The organism is Paenibacillus sp. 102, from assembly GCF_039549175.1.
Classification (GTDB): Bacteria; Bacillota; Bacilli; order Bacillales; family Bacillaceae_G; genus Bacillus_A.
The window spans coordinates 25,349-45,057 of the sequence record NZ_JBCGHT010000010.1 but is presented as its reverse complement, the minus strand read 5'-3'; the positions used below and the strand labels follow the sequence as shown (position 1 = coordinate 45,057).

General features: G+C 35.1%; 15 protein-coding genes, 2 pseudogenes and 2 riboswitches. Of the genes and pseudogenes, 8 read left to right on the top strand and 9 right to left on the bottom strand.

The features are described 5' to 3' along the window. Window positions 1-21: 21 nt before the first annotated feature. Window positions 22-300: a hypothetical protein gene (locus AAIE21_RS19365; protein WP_343268280.1), complete on the bottom strand. Its 279-nt coding sequence runs from the start codon at window positions 298-300 to the stop codon at window positions 22-24. A gap of 278 nt (window positions 301-578) precedes the next feature. Between AAIE21_RS19365 and AAIE21_RS19360 the strand changes: the two genes are divergently transcribed. After that, entirely contained in the window at window positions 579-1,001 is a 423-nt protein-coding gene (locus tag AAIE21_RS19360) for an NUDIX hydrolase (protein ID WP_343268279.1), read from the top strand. A 91-nt stretch (window positions 1,002-1,092) separates the two neighbouring features. Here AAIE21_RS19360 and AAIE21_RS19355 read toward each other — a convergent pair whose 3' ends face one another. The 3 genes from AAIE21_RS19355 to AAIE21_RS19345 all read right to left on the bottom strand — a co-directional run bounded on the left by AAIE21_RS19355 (window position 1,093) and on the right by AAIE21_RS19345 (window position 5,699). Beyond that, window positions 1,093-2,973: a vWA domain-containing protein gene (locus tag AAIE21_RS19355; protein WP_343268278.1), complete on the bottom strand. Its 1,881-nt coding sequence runs from the start codon at window positions 2,971-2,973 to the stop codon at window positions 1,093-1,095. A gap of 3 nt (window positions 2,974-2,976) precedes the next feature. Beyond that, entirely contained in the window at window positions 2,977-3,870 is an 894-nt protein-coding gene (locus AAIE21_RS19350; protein WP_343268277.1) for an ATP-binding protein, read from the bottom strand. Window positions 3,871-4,169: 299 nt separating this feature from the next. Continuing rightward, window positions 4,170-5,699, bottom strand: a complete 1,530-nt coding sequence (locus AAIE21_RS19345) for a cardiolipin synthase (RefSeq protein WP_343268276.1) — start codon at window positions 5,697-5,699, stop codon at window positions 4,170-4,172. 163 nt (window positions 5,700-5,862) lie between these two features. Between AAIE21_RS19345 and AAIE21_RS19340 the strand changes: the two are divergent. Beyond that, a pseudogene (locus AAIE21_RS19340) lies at window positions 5,863-6,071 on the top strand (hypothetical protein). A gap of 155 nt (window positions 6,072-6,226) precedes the next feature. Continuing rightward, window positions 6,227-6,991, top strand: coding sequence for a C39 family peptidase (locus AAIE21_RS19335; RefSeq protein ID WP_343268275.1), 765 nt, complete (start codon window positions 6,227-6,229; stop codon window positions 6,989-6,991). A 257-nt stretch (window positions 6,992-7,248) separates the two neighbouring features. Here the strand turns inward: AAIE21_RS19335 and AAIE21_RS19330 are convergent, their stop codons facing one another. The 4 genes from AAIE21_RS19330 to AAIE21_RS19315 form a co-directional block, all read right to left on the bottom strand. After that, window positions 7,249-8,673 carry an amino acid permease gene (locus AAIE21_RS19330; RefSeq protein ID WP_343268274.1) on the bottom strand — a complete coding sequence of 475 codons (1,425 nt, stop codon included), beginning with the start codon at window positions 8,671-8,673 and terminating at the stop codon, window positions 7,249-7,251. A 649-nt stretch (window positions 8,674-9,322) separates the two neighbouring features. Continuing rightward, window positions 9,323-10,750: a PTS galactitol transporter subunit IIC gene (locus tag AAIE21_RS19325; protein ID WP_343268273.1), complete on the bottom strand. Its 1,428-nt coding sequence runs from the start codon at window positions 10,748-10,750 to the stop codon at window positions 9,323-9,325. Between the two features lie 19 nt (window positions 10,751-10,769). Further along, complete coding sequence (locus AAIE21_RS19320; protein ID WP_343268272.1) at window positions 10,770-11,090, bottom strand: PTS sugar transporter subunit IIB; 321 nt, start codon at window positions 11,088-11,090, stop codon at window positions 10,770-10,772. Window positions 11,091-11,102: 12 nt separating this feature from the next. Further along, the gene (locus tag AAIE21_RS19315) at window positions 11,103-11,561 is read right to left on the bottom strand and encodes a PTS sugar transporter subunit IIA (protein WP_343268271.1); all 459 of its coding nucleotides are present in this window, start codon (window positions 11,559-11,561) and stop codon (window positions 11,103-11,105) included. A 102-nt stretch (window positions 11,562-11,663) separates the two neighbouring features. Continuing rightward, window positions 11,664-11,765, bottom strand: a riboswitch (SAM riboswitch). A gap of 70 nt (window positions 11,766-11,835) precedes the next feature. Next, window positions 11,836-11,942: riboswitch (SAM riboswitch) on the bottom strand. Window positions 11,943-12,074: 132 nt separating this feature from the next. On the opposite strand from AAIE21_RS19315, the gene treR reads away from it, so the two are divergent. The 3 genes from treR (at window position 12,075) to treC (ending at window position 16,038) form a co-directional block, all read left to right on the top strand. Next, window positions 12,075-12,785 (top strand): trehalose operon repressor, encoded by a 711-nt coding sequence (gene treR / locus AAIE21_RS19310; RefSeq protein ID WP_343268270.1) that lies wholly within the window; start codon window positions 12,075-12,077, stop codon window positions 12,783-12,785. A gap of 147 nt (window positions 12,786-12,932) precedes the next feature. After that, entirely contained in the window at window positions 12,933-14,360 is a 1,428-nt protein-coding gene (gene treP, locus AAIE21_RS19305; RefSeq protein WP_343268269.1) for a PTS system trehalose-specific EIIBC component, read from the top strand. Between the two features lie 13 nt (window positions 14,361-14,373). Next, on the top strand, window positions 14,374-16,038 hold the full coding sequence (treC, locus tag AAIE21_RS19300; protein WP_343268268.1) for an alpha,alpha-phosphotrehalase: 1,665 nt from the start codon (window positions 14,374-14,376) through the stop codon (window positions 16,036-16,038). Window positions 16,039-16,079: 41 nt separating this feature from the next. Here treC and AAIE21_RS19295 read toward each other — a convergent pair. After that, window positions 16,080-16,492, bottom strand: a pseudogene (locus AAIE21_RS19295) (Ger(x)C family spore germination C-terminal domain-containing protein); the annotation flags it as partial. Between the two features lie 416 nt (window positions 16,493-16,908). On the opposite strand from AAIE21_RS19295, the gene AAIE21_RS19290 reads away from it, so the two are divergent. Together AAIE21_RS19290 and AAIE21_RS19285 are read left to right on the top strand one after the other, a co-directional pair. Beyond that, a complete protein-coding gene (locus tag AAIE21_RS19290) occupies window positions 16,909-18,741 on the top strand; it encodes a GAF domain-containing sensor histidine kinase (protein WP_343268267.1) in 1,833 nt (610 codons plus the stop codon). A 1-nt stretch (window position 18,742) separates the two neighbouring features. Beyond that, window positions 18,743-19,384: a response regulator gene (locus AAIE21_RS19285; protein WP_343268266.1), complete on the top strand. Its 642-nt coding sequence runs from the start codon at window positions 18,743-18,745 to the stop codon at window positions 19,382-19,384. Window positions 19,385-19,709: the final 325 nt, after the last annotated feature.

Genomic DNA, 19,709 nt, shown 5'->3' with positions numbered 1-19,709 from the left:
GGGAAGGAATAAGGTTTCTTGTTATATAGATTTTACTTTATTCGTATCTAGACTTTCTGATTCGGTGCTAGCTTCGGGATATTGTTGCTTTGTTTCTTCATATTGTTTTTCATATTCGTAACTAAATGCTTTATGTGTTTTTTGATCTTTCTCCCAAGGAGTCGACTTTCCTAACTTTCTGTTAGTGGAAGAACCGTAAGGACCCTCGGGAAACTCTTCGGGAATGACATATTCATGTCTTGCTTCAGCAGCTGTAACATCCGTATATTGCTCATCCTTTTTGGGGGACAAATGAAACATCCTTTCAAATATATTTGATAGTAGACTTCTTCCTTAATATACCCAAAAAGATTTCTATAAATTTTTCATTATTCAGAGAGAAATAAGGAAGATAGGTGAGGGTAGTTCAATCTGTGTCAGATTCTTCATAAATTCCTGTGCAACCAATCCTAATTCCTCATTCGCTTCTTGATGAATTTCTTTATGTATTTTCATAATTAGGAGTATAGGGAATTAACATTTTATCGAAATTTGAACCAGGATTAGATACGTAAAAAATACAATAGGAGGAAATACACATGAAAAGAGTCGATGTTGTATATGCATTAATCTATAATCAGGAGAAGGACCAAATATTAATGGTACATAACGTTGAACAAGATGCTTGGTCATTGCCGGGCGGTGCAGTGGAAAAAGGAGAAACATTAGAAGCAGCAGCTGTAAGAGAAGTAAAAGAAGAGACAGGATTAACTGTAGAGATACGGGGGATTGCTGCAATAAATGAAAAGTTTTTTACTGAGGTAGGCAACCATGCATTGTTGATTACTTTTCACGCCAATGTGATAGATGGGGATATTGCTGTGCAAGATGCAGGTGAGATTTCAGTAATAGAATGGGTCGATATGAAAACTGCAAATGAGCGCTTCCCATATTATGATGGAGGGCTTGAATCATTATTAAAGGCATCCATCTCATACAAATTTCAAAGAGAAACAAAATAGTAAATAAAATTTTATCGGCGCTTTTTCAAATATATCGATCGCTCGACAAATAAAGACTAAAAAACAGGAGCCAAAATCAGCCCCTGTTTTTCTATTCGATCGTCTTCAGTAATAATTTCTTCAATAACGGCTTAATCTTCAATCGTAAATCTTCAGCATGATTCGCAACTAAGAAATGATGGTTATAAATATTTTTCATCAGTTGATATGTCGCCTCTTTTGCTTCGCCTTCTTCGATGAAAATCCCGATGACTTCCATGCCGCTTTTACGAGCAAGTTTAACAGCTTCGTGTGTATCTAAAATACCATCTTGTTGGTAGTCTAATGCCGATGGTTCACCGTCTGTAAATACGAGCAGGAATTTGTGCTTCTCTGATCGTTTTGCCAGTTTTTCTGAAACGATGCGGATAATGTAACCGTCACGATTGTCTTCTTCTTCGCGAAGTTGCATAATTTCTGGTCCAACGTTTGGAAGCGTTGAGTTTTTATATGTTACAACTTCATGAATCACGTTTGGTTTATCTTCTGGCTTTGCACTAGAAGCATCTTCCCAAAATCCACTAATCGCATGCGGGATTTTTAAGGATTTTAATGCTTCGTGGAAGAGAACAACGCTTTTCTTTGTTTCTTCCATTTTGTTATACATAGAGCCAGAGCAGTCGACTAATAGTTGAAAGGCAACGTCAAGTTCTTGTGATTCTTGCCCTTTCTTATAAAACATACGAGGTTGTTTCTCTGTATAAATACGCAGAAACTTTTTGCGAAGTCTTCCGTAATATTTATCACTATTCGCGTTTGTTTTGTTCTCAATTGTCTTCTCAATAATTTTCTTTAATTCTTTTACGTCTTTATTAATGACTGATTTGATGGCTTGATAGTCTTTCTTGTCATCAGGATTTGGCTTGCGCGCTTCTTTAAATGTATGAGAGGCACCAACATTATATTTACCGTATATGCCTTCATTTTGACTAGATGCATGGGAAGCTCTTGCTTCTTCTGCATTAGCCCCATCAAAGTTAGATTGCGTACTTTTTTGCGAAGTCCCTTGTACAGAACCAAGTGCTTGATCGCCATCTTCTGATTCACGAGCAGTATCACCCATCATATTTGTTTTTGTTCCGCTTTCTAATTCAAAGCGTAAAAAGTTCTCGTTTTCGTTATTTTTATTTTCACGATGCCATGTCGAGAAGCTTTCATTAATTTTATTTTTATTCTCATCATCTACGATTTGAGTATCATCATTTGCTAATTCTTCGACGCGACAGTTTTTTTCATCTGCAATGACAGATAAGTAGAGTGGGGCATGTCCGAAATAGTTATTGATCATATCATTTTCTAGAAGACCTTCTAGACGATAGCGAATTTTTTCAACGACGTACATAATCTCTTCCGTATTACGTGTTTGGAATGTTTCGTGTAAAATCGTTTCAATTTGCTCGAAATATTCATTGTTGAACATTTCATATTTATCGCTCGTTAATGAAAGATAACATAAACAAAATAGACGATCACCGTGATAATTACGAACGCGGTTTATTTCATTTTGTGAGCCGAAGTAATTACGATACATTTCTTTTCGGCGCTTAAAAATATGTTTTGTGCCAGGGCGTAAGCTTTTTACGATTTCCTCAACACGTAAATCTTCTAATAAAACAAATAATTGTGTTAAAAACTTTTTAAGAGGAGATTCTTGTAATTCAATTGCATAAGAACGAATTAAAGTCATGTCCGAGTAATGTTTATTGCCGAGTGCTTTTAAAAACACTTCGCTTTTTAATCCGATTACGGTATCTTCTTCTTTTCGATCATCCCAAAAGTGACTAATGACAACCTTTTTTTCTATTTCGTCGTAGTATGCTTTATAGCCATACTCAAGGTAGGCATCGTCTTCTTTTAGAAGGGCATACATTAAATTTTCCATTTGAAGAAACAGCGACGCATCAATTTTTTTGTCACTAAAAATTTGTCTCATGAATTATCCCTCAAAAAAGTAGCTTTCTGCTAATTCACGGACAGTCATTTGTTCTGTTTCATCATTTAATTTTGTAATAATGCTGCGCTCAATTGCGCGCATAACAGGAATATATACACCTAAATCACATGCGTCAATAATACCGCGAATACTTGCTGCTTCTTCACTTACGCGTCCGTCACGAGCAAGAGGCATAAGGTCACTTGCGAATGCTACAAATTTTTCAATCGTTGCAACGTCATTTAATTTGGATTCAGCTAGTAATAACTCTTTTAATGTATCACCTTGAATATAAGGAACTTCAATGATAACGAAGCGGTTTTTTAATGCTTCATTTAGCTCGCTTGTTCCAACGTAACCTTCATTAATTGCCGCAATAACGCGGTACTCCTCATCACCATATACAACTTGTTGTGTAAACGGGTTTGTAATCATTTTACGGTAATCTAATGCACCGTGAAGAAGAGGAAGTGTTTCAGGTTTTGCCATATTGATTTCATCGATATATAAGAAATGTCCGTTTTTCATTGCTTTCATAAGAGGACCGTCAACGAAGGAAACTTCAGATGCACCATCTTTTGTTTGTAAAGTGTTGTATCCTAAAATACCTTCGACATCTAAATCGACAGAACAGTTAATGCTGTGCATTGGTTTTTGGAATAAGGAAGATAGCGTTTCAGCAAGAACAGTTTTTCCACTTCCAGTCGGTCCTTTTAGTAAAATATTCTTACCTAGAAGAAGTGCTGTAATCGCATCTTCAATAATGCTATTATCTGATGCTTTATACATTTTTGTTCCGATTAAATGTGCATTTTCACCAGCTGCTTGTTTATTTTTTTCGTGAATTGTTGCTAATTGCTGTTTTAAATCAGCATGTATATGAAATTGTTCTAACATGTATTTCCCACCTAACATTATTTTCATAAAGTAAACAATACATCTTATGATAACGTGTTTTTATATGGTATGCAAAGAAAAGGAGAGAGGGAAAGCATGGCATGATAAAGTGAAACTTTAATCAGTGGGGCTTCATCCCCCACTGATTATTAGCCCTCACCAATCGGGCTTTTACGAGAAGTTTATCTCCCAACTAACTTTTTTGCTTTTGTCGAATTTTGAAGTGGAAGTATTATTGCCCGCAAATAGCGGGGAAAAGAAAAAAGTAATCAAATTTAATTTGATTACTTTTTAGAAATTTATAGCAAAGGTGAAATGAGTCGCATAAGTGATTCGAGCATTCGCTTTCCAATATTTCGTTTTTTGAATGAATTCCATTTAATTTCTGTAGACTCTTTAAAATCTTGTTCGAAATCACGTTTTATATCTAAAACTGTTTTCGATTCATATAGCACCGCAATGATTTCATAGTTAAGCTCAAAGCTACGAATATCCATATTTGCTGTACCAATTGTAGCAATTTCATCATCAACAAGTACAATTTTGGCGTGCATAAAGCCATCTTTATAGCGATAAATGGAAGCCCCTGCTTTTAAGAGCGGAGTAAAGTATGATTGAGACGCTTGATCACTAATGATACTATCGCTTTTGCCTGGATATAGAACGCGGACATCAATTCCAGCAGTGGCGCTTAAACGCAATAATGTTAATGTTTCTTGATCTGGAATAAAGTAGGGCGTTGCGATCCAAATGTATTTTTTCGCAGAGCCTATAGCGGCTAATAAAGCATTACGAATACTTGTATCATCGGAACTTGGACCACTTGCGACAATTTGAACGGCACCTTCTGCTTGGTGAATACCTTGTCCTGGAAAGTATTCTCTATTCATAAATGAATCCCAGGAATAGTTATTTAAACCGCTAGAAGCATAAAGCCAATCTTCTAGAAAAACAGCTTGCAGTTTATATAATGCTTTTCCTTCTATTTTTAAATGACTATCGCGCCAAATAGGGAACTTTTTCGAACGGCCAAGATATTCATCCCCAACGTTGAGTCCGCCTGTAAAACCAATTACGCCATCAACAATAACAATCTTGCGGTGATTTCGATAATTGACTGTTTCAAGTAGCCATGGTGAAAGAATAGAGTCAAATTCTAAGATTTCAATCCCAGCTTCTCTCATAGGACGTAAGAAGCGATTACGCAATGTGTTGCTTCCAAGACCATCATACAGAAAACGTACAGCTACACCATCTTTTGCTTTTTTGATTAATGTATCTCGAACTTTAGTCCCGATTTCATCTGATCGATAAATATAATATTGAATATGAATATGGTGTTTAGCATTTTCAAGAGACTTTATAATTTCATTAAAAGTTTCCTCTCCGTTTGTTAAGAGAGTTGTTGTTGTTTCGTTGGCGACAGGTCCGGCGCCAAATTTTTGTATGGCTTTCGTTAAATAGGTAGATCGTTCACTTAATGAAGAAGGCGGGCTCACGTCTAAACGCTTATTCTCTAAAATTTCACGGAATAACTTTCTTTGCTCTTCTGATCGATGCAAATGCTTCTTTCTTCTCCAGCGACTTCGTCCAAAAAGTGAGTACAAGAGTACACCAATAACCGGAAGAAGCGCTAATACTAAAAACCATGCTAGTGTACTTTGTGGAGAGCGATTTTCGATAAAAATAACGAAGGAAATTCCTATAATCGTAATCGACCACAGTACACCAAGAAATTTATATAAAGATATGACCTCTTTATTTAAGAGCATAAGAACAATTGCTACAAGTGTAAATACAAATAGTAATTGAACGACACGATTTTTCATATGTATACATTTCACCCATTCTTTCTCACGTATTACTTTATAGAAATTTAGTACAATACCTTCATTATAAAACGTTTTGTTTTATCTGTACAAATGTGGATAAAATGCCCATGATTTCCGCACTTGTCCTGCATATGGTGGTAAGAAATAAGGTATAAAGGAGATGGGAAATCACGGCGGACACCATCATGGTGGACATCACGATCATCATCAACATGGTCATTATGGTGGCGGAGGTACATTTTTTTAGGTAGTTTTGCCGGAGGGGTATTAGGAGGACTGACAGCTGGAGCATTAACGAGTGGTGGAGGTTATTATCCGGCGTCATACCCAAAAACATATCCAACGCAATATCCATACGGGAGATATTAATAAATTGGTAACCCAAAACAGACTATTTTAGTCTGTTTTTTAAGTATGTAAGGAACAATATACGTTTAGGGAAAAAATAACAATGGGATTTTATTTGTAATCGTAAACAATAGGAAAGAAGCATTTTAATATGAAATGGAGTTAGAGTTATATATATGCAAAAATATGTGCAATTGTATAAACTACTTTTTGTTTTTACAGTATTATTTGGAAGTTGTTCTCCAGTGAGTAAGAAGCCTTCTTCATCAGTAAAAATGGATGGAAAATCAAGTCAATATAAGATTCAACAAGTGAAACAAGAAACAGCAAAACCTTTACCAGAGAAAATTGTCTTATCACATGTACCGTTTATCAGACAGCTTCCTGAATTAAAAAGGGGTTGTGAAGTAACGAGTTTGGCGATGCTACTTCAGTCAGCCAATGTTCAAATAGATAAAATGAGGCTAGCGAAGGAAATACATAAAGTTCCGTTTTGGATTGGAAATAAACATGGGCATCCAAACGAGGGGTTTGTTGGGAATATTTACACGTATTCTTATCCTGGATATGGGGCATATCATAAGCCAATTTATAAATTGGCACAGCAATATTTAGGAGAGCGAGCAATTGATTTGACGGGAAAAGATATAGAGAGCATCTATACACAGATTCGTTCGGGGATACCAGTTTTAGTAATTACAAATTCTACTTTTCAACGTCTTTCCGATGGTCATTTTCGTAATTGGGAAACGCCGCAAGGAATGGTTCGTATTACGTACTATGAGCATAGTGTGCTCGTAACCGGATATGATAAAGAAAAAGTATATTTTCATAATCCGCTTGGAACAGAACCACATGTGGCTGTTTCCAAAAATGAATTTCAAGCAGCTTGGGAGCAAATGGGTAAGCAAGCGATTAGCTATAAAAAAGAGCTTAAGTAATCGTATTTTACTATTTAGGTTCAAAGTTTGTTGTTTTCTCATTTTAACCAGGAATCCCCCTTCTTCTAAATGAAGTGAAGGTGGGGGAAGTTCAATAGTAAAAAAGAGTTTCATGTGAAACAATATATAGTGAAACTTTAATTAGTGGTGGTTTTCTTCATCCTCACTGATTATTAGTTGGAAGTTTCTTAGGAATACAAGAAGCTGTGGGAAACACTCCAGTATATTTTGGAATGTAGCTCACAGCTTCTGTTGTATTAGCTAGCTTTATTATTAGGCTGTTCTGAAGGAGAAGTAGATGGATTTTTCATCAGAATTGGATAGAGGACGAGTCCTAATACAAATAATCCAATGCCTAAGAAAAATGTTTTTAAGTCAGCTGTTCCGGTTTTAATTACCCAAATAGAGTATAGGAGTGCAAGTACTGTAATGATTCCATCCTTTACTCGAGAGCCTGGTGTTATATCGTATGTTTCTCCTGTTACAACAAGCTTTAATTGGTATAGGGTAGAAACAAGATATGGGATTAAATAAGCTAAAGTCGCAACAACAATGGCAAAATTATAAGCTTCTGAAACAGTGCCAGATATTGTTGAGAACAAGAAAATTTGCGTCATAATATTTGTAACAAGCAGTGACTTTGAAGGACTTCCTTTTTTATTCGTTCTTCCAAAGAATTTTGGGAAAAGTCCGTTCTTTGCTGCTTGATAAGGTACTTCCGAACTAACAACAATCCAGCCAACAGTAGATCCGAATAATGATACAAGTGCAAGTAGTGCCATAATGTAAGCACCTTTATTACCGATGGCTAGGTTTAAAGCATCTACTAAAGGTTTTTGCGACTCTTTTAAAGCGTCTTGCGGAAGAGCACCCATCGTTAGGAGTGTAATTGCCATGTAAATAAGAAGAGCAATAATTAACCCGAAAATTGTTGCTTTTTTTACATCGCGCTGTGATTTTGCGCGATTCGATAGCATAACTGCTGATTCAATTCCTATAAATGCCCAAAGAGTTGCAATAGCAGCGGCATTAACTTGTCCGCCTAATGGAATCGATTTCCCAGCCTCATTCATAAATGTTTGACCATCGCCAAAGTTAGAAGTATTGAAAATAAATAATGTAATGACGATGAACATTGTAAATCCGATAATCTTTGCGATCGTTGCAAGCAGATTCATGTTGCCAGCTCTATCAATGTTTTGAGAAAGAATATATTGAATACCCCATAGCATAATGCTACATACAGTAAATGTTAATCCTTTTCCAAGTTCTAATGAAAATCCGTTTAGTGAAAAAAGAACTTGCTTACTTTGTAAAACTGGGAAGAATGTAGATAGGTATCCTGCAAATGAAATAATAACAGAAGCAGTTGCAGCCCAGTTCGCAGCCCAGTATCCCCATGCTATACTATATCCAGCAACTTTACCTGCCTTTTGAGAAGTAAACATTGCTTGTGCGTAACTTTGTGGCCCAGCTTTTAAATCTGGTTTACGTACGGCAAGGTTTCCAAATACAAGAGCAATCATAAATACACCAAGTCCTGTAATACTCCAAGCAAGTGTAGATCCCATGGGACCCGATACTTGTGCTAAATTTGCTGGAAGCATAAACACGCCACCGCCAACCATATTTCCAACAACAAATGCTGTTAAAATCCATAAACCCCATTTTTTCGTTTCCATGTTTGTTTATCTCCTTTGTAGTAGTTTTGCTTATTCATCATCTTTTTACTAGCCTTTTTGAAAACAAAAAAGAGCCATGTAGATAAAAAATACCTACATGGCTCTTTGCCTAACGTAGGTACAACGGGAATAACCCTTGTACCTACGCGTGAATTTTTCCGCTAGGTTTCAAGGGTTTACGTATGATGATGATGTTTTTGTGCAAATGTAACTACAGTTGTATTCGTAAGCATAGTTCTTTGCTCCCTTTCTCCTCTGATTTTGAAGTTAGTATACTACATGTTTTTTAGAATGAAAAGAGAAATATGAAAAAATTTATAAAAATTCGTATTGGTGACTAAATATTTATATAGATATTTCTTGTGCTGGGAAATATATGAACTCAAATTTGAAAAAGGCATAATCCCTTTCTTTTTAGGTGGGAGAGAGCGTCCGGTTATGCGTAGAAGCAGTCACATCCTTTTTTTACCCCATGCCATGTAAAACATAAGGAGAAAACAAGTGGAGGATAGGTAGGGGATAACTACCCGTAAAAGACCGATTGGTTTAACTAACCATCAGTGGGGGATGAAGACCCTACACTGATGGAAGTTTCACTTTATATATTGAAAAATCAATATAGATTTATACTACTATTTGGAAGCTATCATTATATTTTTACTTGTCTTCCATGCACAGATTTTTGCAAAGGCAAATCATTGGCGTGCTCTAAGTAGTTTTGAATACTTGGTTTGTATTTTCTAAAGAATACATATGTGACAAGATAAAGAAGTAGTATACCGCCAATCCAAAAAGGAGATTTTGATAAAAATGCTAAAAAGATTAGTCCTGTTACAGGTGATGTAAGAATTCCGAAACTTGTAATCAGAAGGACACCTGCCGGAATGGTTACTCCAACTTGTTGTGCAACTTCTGTAAAGATAGGTGCGGTGTACGTTGCCATATAAAGACCTAAGCTAAACCAAATTGCACCAATTAGAATTGATTTAAAAATATTTCCATTTGTAATCGCTACTATTCCTTGAACCATGTAAGGGAGCGCAATTAAATCGACAATAGGAAGGACTTCATTTCCGGGTAAAATTAATGCTAATACAACCATGATTGGAATGAGTAAAATACCAGTTGTTAATGTTGCAGTTTCACCATATCCCATTGCATCATTTACACCTAAATACCAATCTCGGGATTTATTTTTATCTTTGTTAATATTTTTTTTCGCTGACTCTGTAAGGGGTAAAAATGCTTGAGCAAAAATCCCCGAAACCTTTGGGAAAATAGTCATAATAGCGGCAGTTGAGATCCCGACAGTAGTAATTTGTCCCCATGCTTTTAATGTATGAAGAGAATGGAAATTTCCTAATATTCCGATACAAACACCGAGAAATAGTCCTAGAAAAATGGGTTCTCCAAATAATCCTAATTTTTTCTTTAATACTTCGGGGTTAGCATTTACTTTTCCAACACCGAACTTTGTTAGCAGGCTGTTTAGTCCAATCGCAAAGGGAATGCTCCCAACATGATGTAACTGTAAAATCGCACAACGCGGGTATTGAAAATATGTAGACCATCTTTTGGACAATAATTCTGCGAAAAGAAGGCTATACAGATTAAGTGTAATCATGCAAGCTAAAGCTAGCCATAAATTACTTGTAACTAAATAAATCATGGAACCCCATACCATATAGGAATAATTGTTCCATAAATCTCCTGGTTGGAAAATATTCGTCCATTTAAGTAGGAATAATCCAACTTGCAGCAATAGTGCGAGACCTACAAAGATCATCCCGACTTCCGTAGAATAGGCAACAATTGAGCTAGCTTGCCATCCGATATCAAATACAGGGAGGCTGACTCCTGTACTTTTCACCATATTTTGAACAACAGGCATAATAATAGGGATATAAGCATTTAGTAAAAGAGTGAATCCTTGTAAGCCAATACCTGCATATAAAGCAGAATAAAAAGCTTTTTTACGATTTACCTTTAAAGCGATCGCGATTATAAAAATAACAATTGGCACAAAAACGGATGCGCCAAATGTATCAAAAATCTTCTTAAGAAATTCTAGTTCCATTTGTATCAATCCACCCGTCTTATGAATTTATAATGTCTTCTTGTTTTAAAATGTTATGAATAACTTGTTTTACTTCTTCTAAAAAACTTTCTTCATCAAAACCAGTTAAAAATCCAACAGCATTAATCGCTGGAATAGAGAGACCTTGAGGGATAGGTGTAGTATAAGCAATAAAATCATATTGTCTTTCTTCTAAAAATTGTTCGACTTGTGTAGGTTTTACCTCAGTTGTTGTAATTGTAATATGATCCTCACTTAAAGCCTCTTTTAGCTTTTCTGAAACCATAGTTGAGCTTACTGTCCCTGAACCGCAAACTGTTAAAATGTGAAATATTCTCATGTTTTTTCCTCCTTAAATAGTAAGAGTAGAAATAGATTCTATAATCTCTGATTTTGTAGACGCAGTAGCTAGTTGTTGCAGCAGCTGTGGATGTTGAATAAGTTTCATAATTTCTTTAAGTATTTGAATGTGTTGCCTACCATCTTGTAGCGCAAGTAAGAAAAGAACTTGCACATTTGTTGTTTCTTTTTCCAAACTCCCCATAAGAGTAAAAGGGATAGGTGTTTCTAATGTAATTACACTGATGACAGATTGTGTAATATGTGAAGGATCTGTATGAGGGATGGCTACCCCAATTTTTTCAGTAGGAAGACCTGTTGGATGATGCATTTCTCGTTCTAGCACAGCTTGTGAGAAGCTTTCTTTTACAAATCCCTTCATAAGTAAGTCGGTGGAAACCTTTTCTAAAATTTCTTTAAATGTTGTATCTGAAAGTTTTGGGTAAATAAACTGTTCGTGGAAAATATCCAAATAACTTCGTCTCCTCCCTAGTTGTAATTTAGTGTGTAGTAATAAAAAAATCACCCCTTTCTATGCGAAGAAAGGGATGATTACTTTGATTAGAAAATCATCACCTTATCTGTCGCCTTTAAACGCAGGAATTAGCACCTTCCTAATAAAATAGGGGTTGCCGAGGTTTCGTAGGGCCGGTCCCTCCACCTCTCTTGATAAGGAGTAAAAGTATGAAAATAATAAAAAAGCCTACTTTACAAGAAGAAGGCTTTGAAATATACAATATCGCTTCTTCTTATCTTTTAGAATTTAGATTCTAAAGGAATTGGCACCTACCTAAATAAAATAGGGGTTGCCGAGGTTTCATAGGGCCGATCCCTCCACCTCTCTTGATAAGAGTTTATAAATTATGATTTTTGTGAAATATGTAAATATTATAGGGTTAATGTGTAAAATAATCAAGAGGAAAAACTAATTTTCTGTCATGCTATAATACAAGTAGAAATAGAAGGTGACAAGGGGATATTCAAAATGATGAGTAAGTATGAGCAGATTTATACGGAGATAAGTGATTCCATTGATAATCGTAAGTTAACAGAGGGATGTAAAATTCCATCTGAAACAGAATTGATGAAGCAGTATGAAGCGAGCCGTGGGACGGTAAGAAAAGCTGTTGATTTATTACAGGAACGTGGATATGTACAGAAAATTCATGGTAAAGGCGTTTTCGTTTTAAAACGAAAAAACATTGAATTTAATTTTGGTGGTATTGTGAGTTTTCAAGAGGAGAATGAACGATTAGGGCGTCAATGTATAACAAATGTGGTAGAGATGGAGCAATTGTCAGCACCGAAAGAAATAGCAAAATTATTAAATGTGAAGGCGAAAACGCAGGTAGATCATATTAAACGTGTTCGAAATATTGATGGGGAAAATGTAATTTTAGATGTAAACTATTTTGTATCTGAATATATCCCTGAATTAACAAAAGACATTGCTGAGAAGTCGATTTATAAATACATTGAGAAAGTATTAGAATTACATATTAGTTATTCACATCGCGTTATCGAAGTGCAACCTTGCACAGATGATGATCGGAAGTATTTAGATTTAAATGGAACAGATTATGTTGTTGTTGTGAAAAACTTTACTCATCTTTATGATGGTAGTCAGTTTGAATATACAGAATCACGCCACCGACTTGATATTTTTCATTTTTCAGATGTGGCGCGGAGAAAATAAAGAGATGAAACGATAGATGTTTCATCTCTTTTTGTGTATTTCGATAAAAAATAATACAAACTCGTACATACGAGTGTTGACTAACTTATATATACGAGTTAATATGTAATTGTAAACGGTATCAAAAAAAGAAAAGAGGGACGGGATATGGGGAAAGATTATCGTCAAACAGCACAAGAAGTGCTGAATTATATTGGTGGTAAAGAAAATATTGAACAAGCAGCACATTGTGTAACAAGGCTTCGTATCGCTTTAAAGGATGAAAGTAAAATAGATAACGATAAATTACAAGCGGTTTCATTAGTAAAAGGAGCGTTTCATAACGCTGGTATATTTCAAATTGTTATTGGTCCAGGAGATGTAGATCGAGTATATGCAGAATTGATAACGCTTGCAGATATGAAGGAATCGACAGTAGCGGATGTGAAGGATTCGGGAAATCAAAAATTAAATCCGATGCAAAAATTTGTAAAGGTATTTTCTGATGTATTTATGCCGATTTTACCAGCAATTGTTACAGCCGGTTTACTTATGGGGATTAATAATTTATTAGGAGCGAAAGATTTATTTTTTGAAGGGAAGAATTTATTAGAAGTATATCCAAACTTAGGCGGGCTATGGGATTTAATTAATATGATGGCAAATACCGCATTTGTATTCTTACCAGCACTTGTTGGTTGGTCTGCGACAAAACGTTTCGGCGGCAGTCCAATACTCGGGATTGTAATGGGGTTAATGCTTGTACATCCTGATTTATTAAATGCATGGAATTATGGAAAAGCATCGGCAGGACTAGATGGACAAAAAATTGAGTACTTTAATATTTTAGGATTGTTCCAAATTGAAAAAGTAGGATACCAAGGACAAATTTTACCGATTTTAGCAGCAGCATTTGTATTAAGTAAAGTTGAAATTTTCCTTAAGAAACGTGTGCCAAATGCAATTCAATTATTAGTCGTACCGATTACAACAGTCGTTGTGACTGGTGTATTAGCGTTAGGAGTTATCGGTCCAGTTACACGTCATATTGGTGATTTATTAACAGCTGGTTTAGTTGGTGTATATGAAACAGTTCCTGCACTTGGCGCAGTATTATTTGGCGCATTATATGCACCACTCGTAATTACAGGTATGCATCATATGTTTATTGCGATTGATTTACAGTTAATCGCGCAAAATGGCGGCACATTCATTTGGCCAATGATTGCACTTTCTAATATCGCGCAAGGTAGCGCAGCGCTGGCAATGTTTTGGATTTCAAAAAATCAAAATGATAAAAGTATGGCATCAACATCAGCTATTTCAGCGTACTTCGGTATTACAGAACCAGCAATGTTTGGTGTGAATTTAAGAAATAAATTTCCGTTTTATGCAGCTATTACGGGATCGGCAATTGCTGCAGTATTTATCACGTTAAATGGTGTATTAGCACCAGCGATTGGAATTGGTGGTTTACCAGCCTTTATTTCTATCATTCCGAAATCGATTCCAATGTTTGTGGTTGGGATGATAATCGCAGTAGTAGTTCCATTTGTTTTAACGTGGTTATTTGCAAAGCGAGTAAAACAGAAGTAGGAGGCAGTTTAGCATGAAAGATTGGCATAAAAGTGTTGTCTATCAAATTTATCCGAAAAGCTTTAATAGCTATTACAATACAGAGACAGGCGATATAAAAGGTGTAACAGAGAAATTAGATTATTTACAAAAACTTGGTGTTGATTATATTTGGCTTACTCCCATTTATCGTTCACCGCAAAATGATAATGGTTATGATGTTAGCGATTATTATTCTATAGATCCATCTTATGGAACGATGGAAGAGTTTGAAGAACTGTTAGCAGAAGCGAAGAAGCGTGAAATTGATATTATGCTTGATATCGTTGTGAACCATAGTTCAACGGAGCATAAGTGGTTTCAGGAAGCGCGCCATGATAAAAATAGCCCGTATCGTGATTTTTATATTTGGCGTGATGAAAAGAATAATTGGCAGTCTAAGTTTGGCGGCTCCGCTTGGGAATACGATGAGAAAACAAAGCAATATTATTTGCATCTATTTGATAAAACACAAGCTGATTTAAACTGGGAGAATGAAAAACTTCGTGAAGAAGTATACGAAATGATGCGCTTTTGGCTTGAAAAAGGTGTAACAGGATTCAGGCTGGATGTTATTAACTTAATTTCAAAAGAACAGCATTTTTTAGATGATGAAGGAACACTAGCTACTAGTGATGGACGTAAATACTATACAGATGGACCGCGTGTTCATGAATATTTACAGGAGATGAACCAAGAAGTATTTGCGGGGAAAGATGTAATTACAGTTGGAGAAATGTCATCTACAACAATTGATAATTGTATTAAGTATTCGAACCCAGAGCGGAAGGAATTAAGTATGACATTTAGCTTTCATCATTTAAAGGTAGATTATCCAAATGGTGATAAATGGACAAAATCTGATTTTGACTTTACACAGTTGAAAGAAATTATGTCGAAATGGCAAATTGAGATGCAAGAAGGCGGGGGATGGAATGCTCTGTTCTGGTGTAACCATGATCAACCGCGCATTGTATCCCGTTTTGGTGATGATAAGCGGTATCGAAATGAATCAGCAAAAATGTTAGCAACGGCGATGCATATGTTACAAGGGACACCTTATATTTACCAAGGTGAAGAAATTGGAATGACGAATCCTGGTTTTGACAATATCGATTTGTATCGTGACGTAGAATCTTTAAATATTTATAAAATGAAACAAGAAGAAGGTATGTCGAACGAAGAAATCATTGAAATCTTACAACAAAAATCTCGTGATAATTCACGTACACCGATGCAGTGGAACGTAGAAGAAAATGCTGGTTTTACAACAAATACACCTTGGATTTCTGTTGCAGAGAATTACAAGGAAATTAATGTAGAAAAGGCGATAGAAGATAAACATTCTATCTTCTATTACTATAAAAAACTGATTGGACTTAGAAAGAAATATGATGTCATTACAGATGGTAAATATGAAATTGTAGACATGAAAAATCCTTACATTTGGATATACACACGCAAGCTAGAAGATGAAGTGCTACTCGTTGTAAATAATTTTTATGAAGAAACAATTATGTATTCTGTACCAGAAGAAGGAGTTACAGACAATGAGATGAAGCAAGAAATATTAATATCAAATTATGAGGATTCAGGTGAAGATATTAGAAATCTTGTACTTAGACCGTATGAATCCATTGTGTATCGACTTACTAAATAATTGAAATAAGAGGTTGTATGCTCATAGCATACAACCTCTTATTAATTTAAAACACCGCTATATACATTTTTACTTCTACTTTAGGAGTAAACTGCACCTTTGGATAATCTTTTTTTTAATTTTTTTTCTTCCATAGGTCTGGGTGATAAGCAATAAGTTGTCTTCCGATACCAAAGGCATCACAATGAGATTTTTGTAACGTTGCAATAATTTTTTTTGATTCTTTTGTGAGCTGCTCGGATAATTCCTTATTCAATTTCTCTCTCTCTTTTGTTTTATGTAAATGATTTTTTGGATATTCGAGGACAATGATTCGCAAGTTAAGTTTAATATTTACATGAACGTTACCGTTTTTGTCTGTTGTCACTTTTAATTTTCTTTTTACCCTTCGATTACTTACTTCGAATGTCACATAATCAGATAGATTAGCCGAATCTTTATTCGTTAATTTTTGCTTATTATGAAAAATTTATGCTTAGATTTATTGGTGGGAATCTGTATAGTCGCAAACAATTGGAAATGTAATGATAGATAGTGTTTGTCTATTGGTATTAATGGTTTTATGGGGAATGTATAACATTAACAATTGAATGTACATATAAATTTACAAATGAATTATATCTATACTAGATTAACGATATGAATATATATCTTTTGTACTATAAAGATTACGTCCAATGGTATGTACAATTACATCATTTGATGAATAGGAAATTTATAAAAATCGACTTATACTAATATTGTGTCTTGCCTGTTTAGGTGTAGTACACAGCCGGTGATTGGCTAGTGGAAGTTCTTCCATTTTGCCAGTGCCGGTTTTTTGTTGGATAATAGAGAAAATATATTTTTATAAAGAAAGAAGGGGCTGTTTTGAAAGATGTAGATTCTATTTCTATGAGAGAAAAAGTTGCTAGTTATTATCTTTATTTCATTTCTTTTCTTGGTTTGATTACTATAACTATATCTTTACTTGAAATTAAAATCCCTTCTCATCCAACAATACTAGTATTGCTAGTAATATTTATGGGGATTGCGGAGTATTTTCCTGTACGATTCTGGAGAGGAACTAGCTCGCTTACCTTTCCGATTATTTACGCTATGAGTTGGCAGTTCGGAATACATATAACTATTATTGCAATTGTATTTGTTACGCTAATTATTCATCTGCATCGTCGTTCACCGATACAAAGAATGCTATTTAATAGTACCCAGCATGCTCTTAGTTTGATCTTGGCAGAATGGTTTTCCAATGAATGTCTGTCTTTATTGATTAGCAGAATGGATATGTCATTCCTGTATGAGAAATTAATATTCTTGTTATTGTTTTGCGTGTTTTTTTGTTTTTTCAACAACCGTTTTTACGATTTGTTAATGGTACTCCTTCCTCAGCCGTATTCGATACATCAATGGTATAAAAAAACCATAACGGTATTTCTTTGTGAAACTTTTGGTTTATCTTATGCTGCTCTGATGCATTTATTAATTAGTACATATAGTGTGGAAATAAACGAGATTACAGTATTGTTTTTCTTTTTTCCACTTGTAGCAATTTCAGTTATCAGCTCTTTTTCTGTGCGAATTAGGATGGAGAAGGAACGATTATACGAACTGTTTCTTATTACAACAGAAATTAGTCGTGGGCTAACCGGAGGAAACTTGAAGCATATCAAACAAGCACTTAAAGGTTTTTTTGGAATACAAGCATATGTAATATGGACAAAAGATGAAGGAAACTGGAATCTTTTATTAAAAGATGGGAAAGTTCGATTTGATATTTCTGATCATTCAGATAAAACAGAGGCATTTGAGGAAATCTCTAAAAATCTTGTTTTTAATGATTGGAAAACTGGTACGGCTCCTGGAGATGAAATATTTGATGATGTCATACGCTCGCTTGTATATTTTCCTCTTATTGTAAATGATGAATTAGTTGGAATGTTTGTTGCAGGAAAAAGTAGAAATGCGGGTTTTTTTCCTGAGGATGTACAGTCTTTGGCTACGTTTTCTAACCAATTAGCTAACGTAGTTAAAACAAGGATATTAATTTCTGAACAGGAAAAAAGAATGATTTTAGAAGAAAGAAATAGAATTGCACGTGAAATTCACGATGGTATCGCACAAGCATTGGCCGGAGTGATATTCCAACTAGAATCCGCTCAGAAAAAATATCGTGATAAACCAACTGATATGCAGCAAGTAGTGGAGAAAAGTATAAGGAAATTAAGGGGAAGCTTAGGCGAAGTTCGTTATTCTATTTATGCTTTAAAGCCGTATCCAACGCAACAATTAGGACTTAAGCAAGCGATAGCAAGTAAAATAAAATCTGTAAAACAAGAATATGAAATAGACATTACATACCATGAAAGAGGTCATTCTCGCACAATCAGTTTTTCTAAAGAAAGAGTTCTTTTTGATACATTTCAAGAGAGTTTGCAGAACATTGTTAAACATGCACAAGCAGAAAAAGTTGATATTCTGTTAAGCTATCAGCGTGAGCACGTACTTTTAAAGGTGAAGGATAATGGAATTGGTTTTTCACTATTTGAGTCTATGGTTAAAACAAAGTGTGAGCCGCATTATGGTATATTACATATGAATGAACAAGCTGAACAGCTAGGGGCTACTTTACAGATTGATAGTTCTGTAGGGAAGGGGACAGAAATTACATTGTTAATTCCAGATTCACAAACAAGGGGTGCGTAAAATGATTAAAATATTAGTAGTGGATGATCATGCTTTTTTACGAGATGCAATTCGTAGCATACTAGAGGTTGAATCTGATATAAGAGTAGTTGGGGAAGCGATTTCTGGGGATGAGGTACTAGAGAAAGTTGAAGAATGCAGGCCGGATTGTATTTTAATGGATATTAATCTTCCTGGGAAAAATGGAATTGAAGCTACGGCGTTAGTGAAAAAACAGTATCCTGCTTGCCGAGTGCTTGCTTTTACTATGTATGAGCATGATGAGTATTTAATGGATGCACTTCAGGCGGGTGCTGATGGCTATTTGTTGAAAGATTCATCATCGGAGCAAGTAGTAGCAGCAATTCGAATGTTATATCAAGGTGATTCAGTTATTCATCCGCGCATGACGAAAAAATTAATTACGTATCATCAGCAACAAATGAAAGTAGAACCAAACGAAAATGAACTGACAGAGCGTGAAAAAGAAATTCTCTTTGAATTGGTCAAGGGACTTAGTAATAAAGAAATTGCTGAAGCTCTATATATTAGTGACAAGACAGTTAAAATTCACATCAATAAAATCTTTAAAAAGCTCAATGTAAAGAGTCGTTCGCAAGCGGTAATTTATGCTGTCCGAAATCAGCTGGTTCCGCTCGACTAAATAAGAGGTGGCTAAAAGAACTATCATGTTTCTTTATTCTATATTCCAAAGAATAAAGAGCAAGATAGTTCTTTTGTACTATTTAGACGTAGAATCATTAGAACAAAAATTACTCCTTTTGTTCAATATTCAGAAAAATCAAAATGTGGAATAATAAAAATAGAATTATAGTTTCATTCTATTAATAATTCATTTTGTGAAAATTTGTTATTAGAAATAAAATGTGGGGGGCTTTTATAGAAAAAATTAAAATGAGCGGTCAGCTAGATGAAATGTGGGGATGGTAGCAGTGTTGGTTATTCTCAATCATACGAAATAAAGGTTC

Excerpts from the sequence above, each read along its gene's own strand:
- AAIE21_RS19365 (WP_343268280.1), bottom strand. The coding sequence starts at position 300 with ATGTTTCATTTGTCCCCCAAAAAGGATGAGCAATATACGGATGTTACA.
- AAIE21_RS19360 (WP_343268279.1), top strand. The coding sequence starts at position 579 with ATGAAAAGAGTCGATGTTGTATATGCATTAATCTATAATCAGGAGAAG.
- AAIE21_RS19355 (WP_343268278.1), bottom strand. The coding sequence starts at position 2,973 with ATGAGACAAATTTTTAGTGACAAAAAAATTGATGCGTCGCTGTTTCTT.
- AAIE21_RS19350 (WP_343268277.1), bottom strand. The coding sequence starts at position 3,870 with ATGTTAGAACAATTTCATATACATGCTGATTTAAAACAGCAATTAGCA.
- AAIE21_RS19345 (WP_343268276.1), bottom strand. The coding sequence starts at position 5,699 with ATGAAAAATCGTGTCGTTCAATTACTATTTGTATTTACACTTGTAGCA.
- AAIE21_RS19335 (WP_343268275.1), top strand. The coding sequence starts at position 6,227 with ATGCAAAAATATGTGCAATTGTATAAACTACTTTTTGTTTTTACAGTA.
- AAIE21_RS19330 (WP_343268274.1), bottom strand. The coding sequence starts at position 8,673 with ATGGAAACGAAAAAATGGGGTTTATGGATTTTAACAGCATTTGTTGTT.
- AAIE21_RS19325 (WP_343268273.1), bottom strand. The coding sequence starts at position 10,750 with ATGGAACTAGAATTTCTTAAGAAGATTTTTGATACATTTGGCGCATCC.
- AAIE21_RS19320 (WP_343268272.1), bottom strand. The coding sequence starts at position 11,090 with ATGAGAATATTTCACATTTTAACAGTTTGCGGTTCAGGGACAGTAAGC.
- treR (WP_343268270.1), top strand. The coding sequence starts at position 12,075 with ATGATGAGTAAGTATGAGCAGATTTATACGGAGATAAGTGATTCCATT.
- treP (WP_343268269.1), top strand. The coding sequence starts at position 12,933 with ATGGGGAAAGATTATCGTCAAACAGCACAAGAAGTGCTGAATTATATT.
- treC (WP_343268268.1), top strand. The coding sequence starts at position 14,374 with ATGAAAGATTGGCATAAAAGTGTTGTCTATCAAATTTATCCGAAAAGC.
- AAIE21_RS19285 (WP_343268266.1), top strand. The coding sequence starts at position 18,743 with ATGATTAAAATATTAGTAGTGGATGATCATGCTTTTTTACGAGATGCA.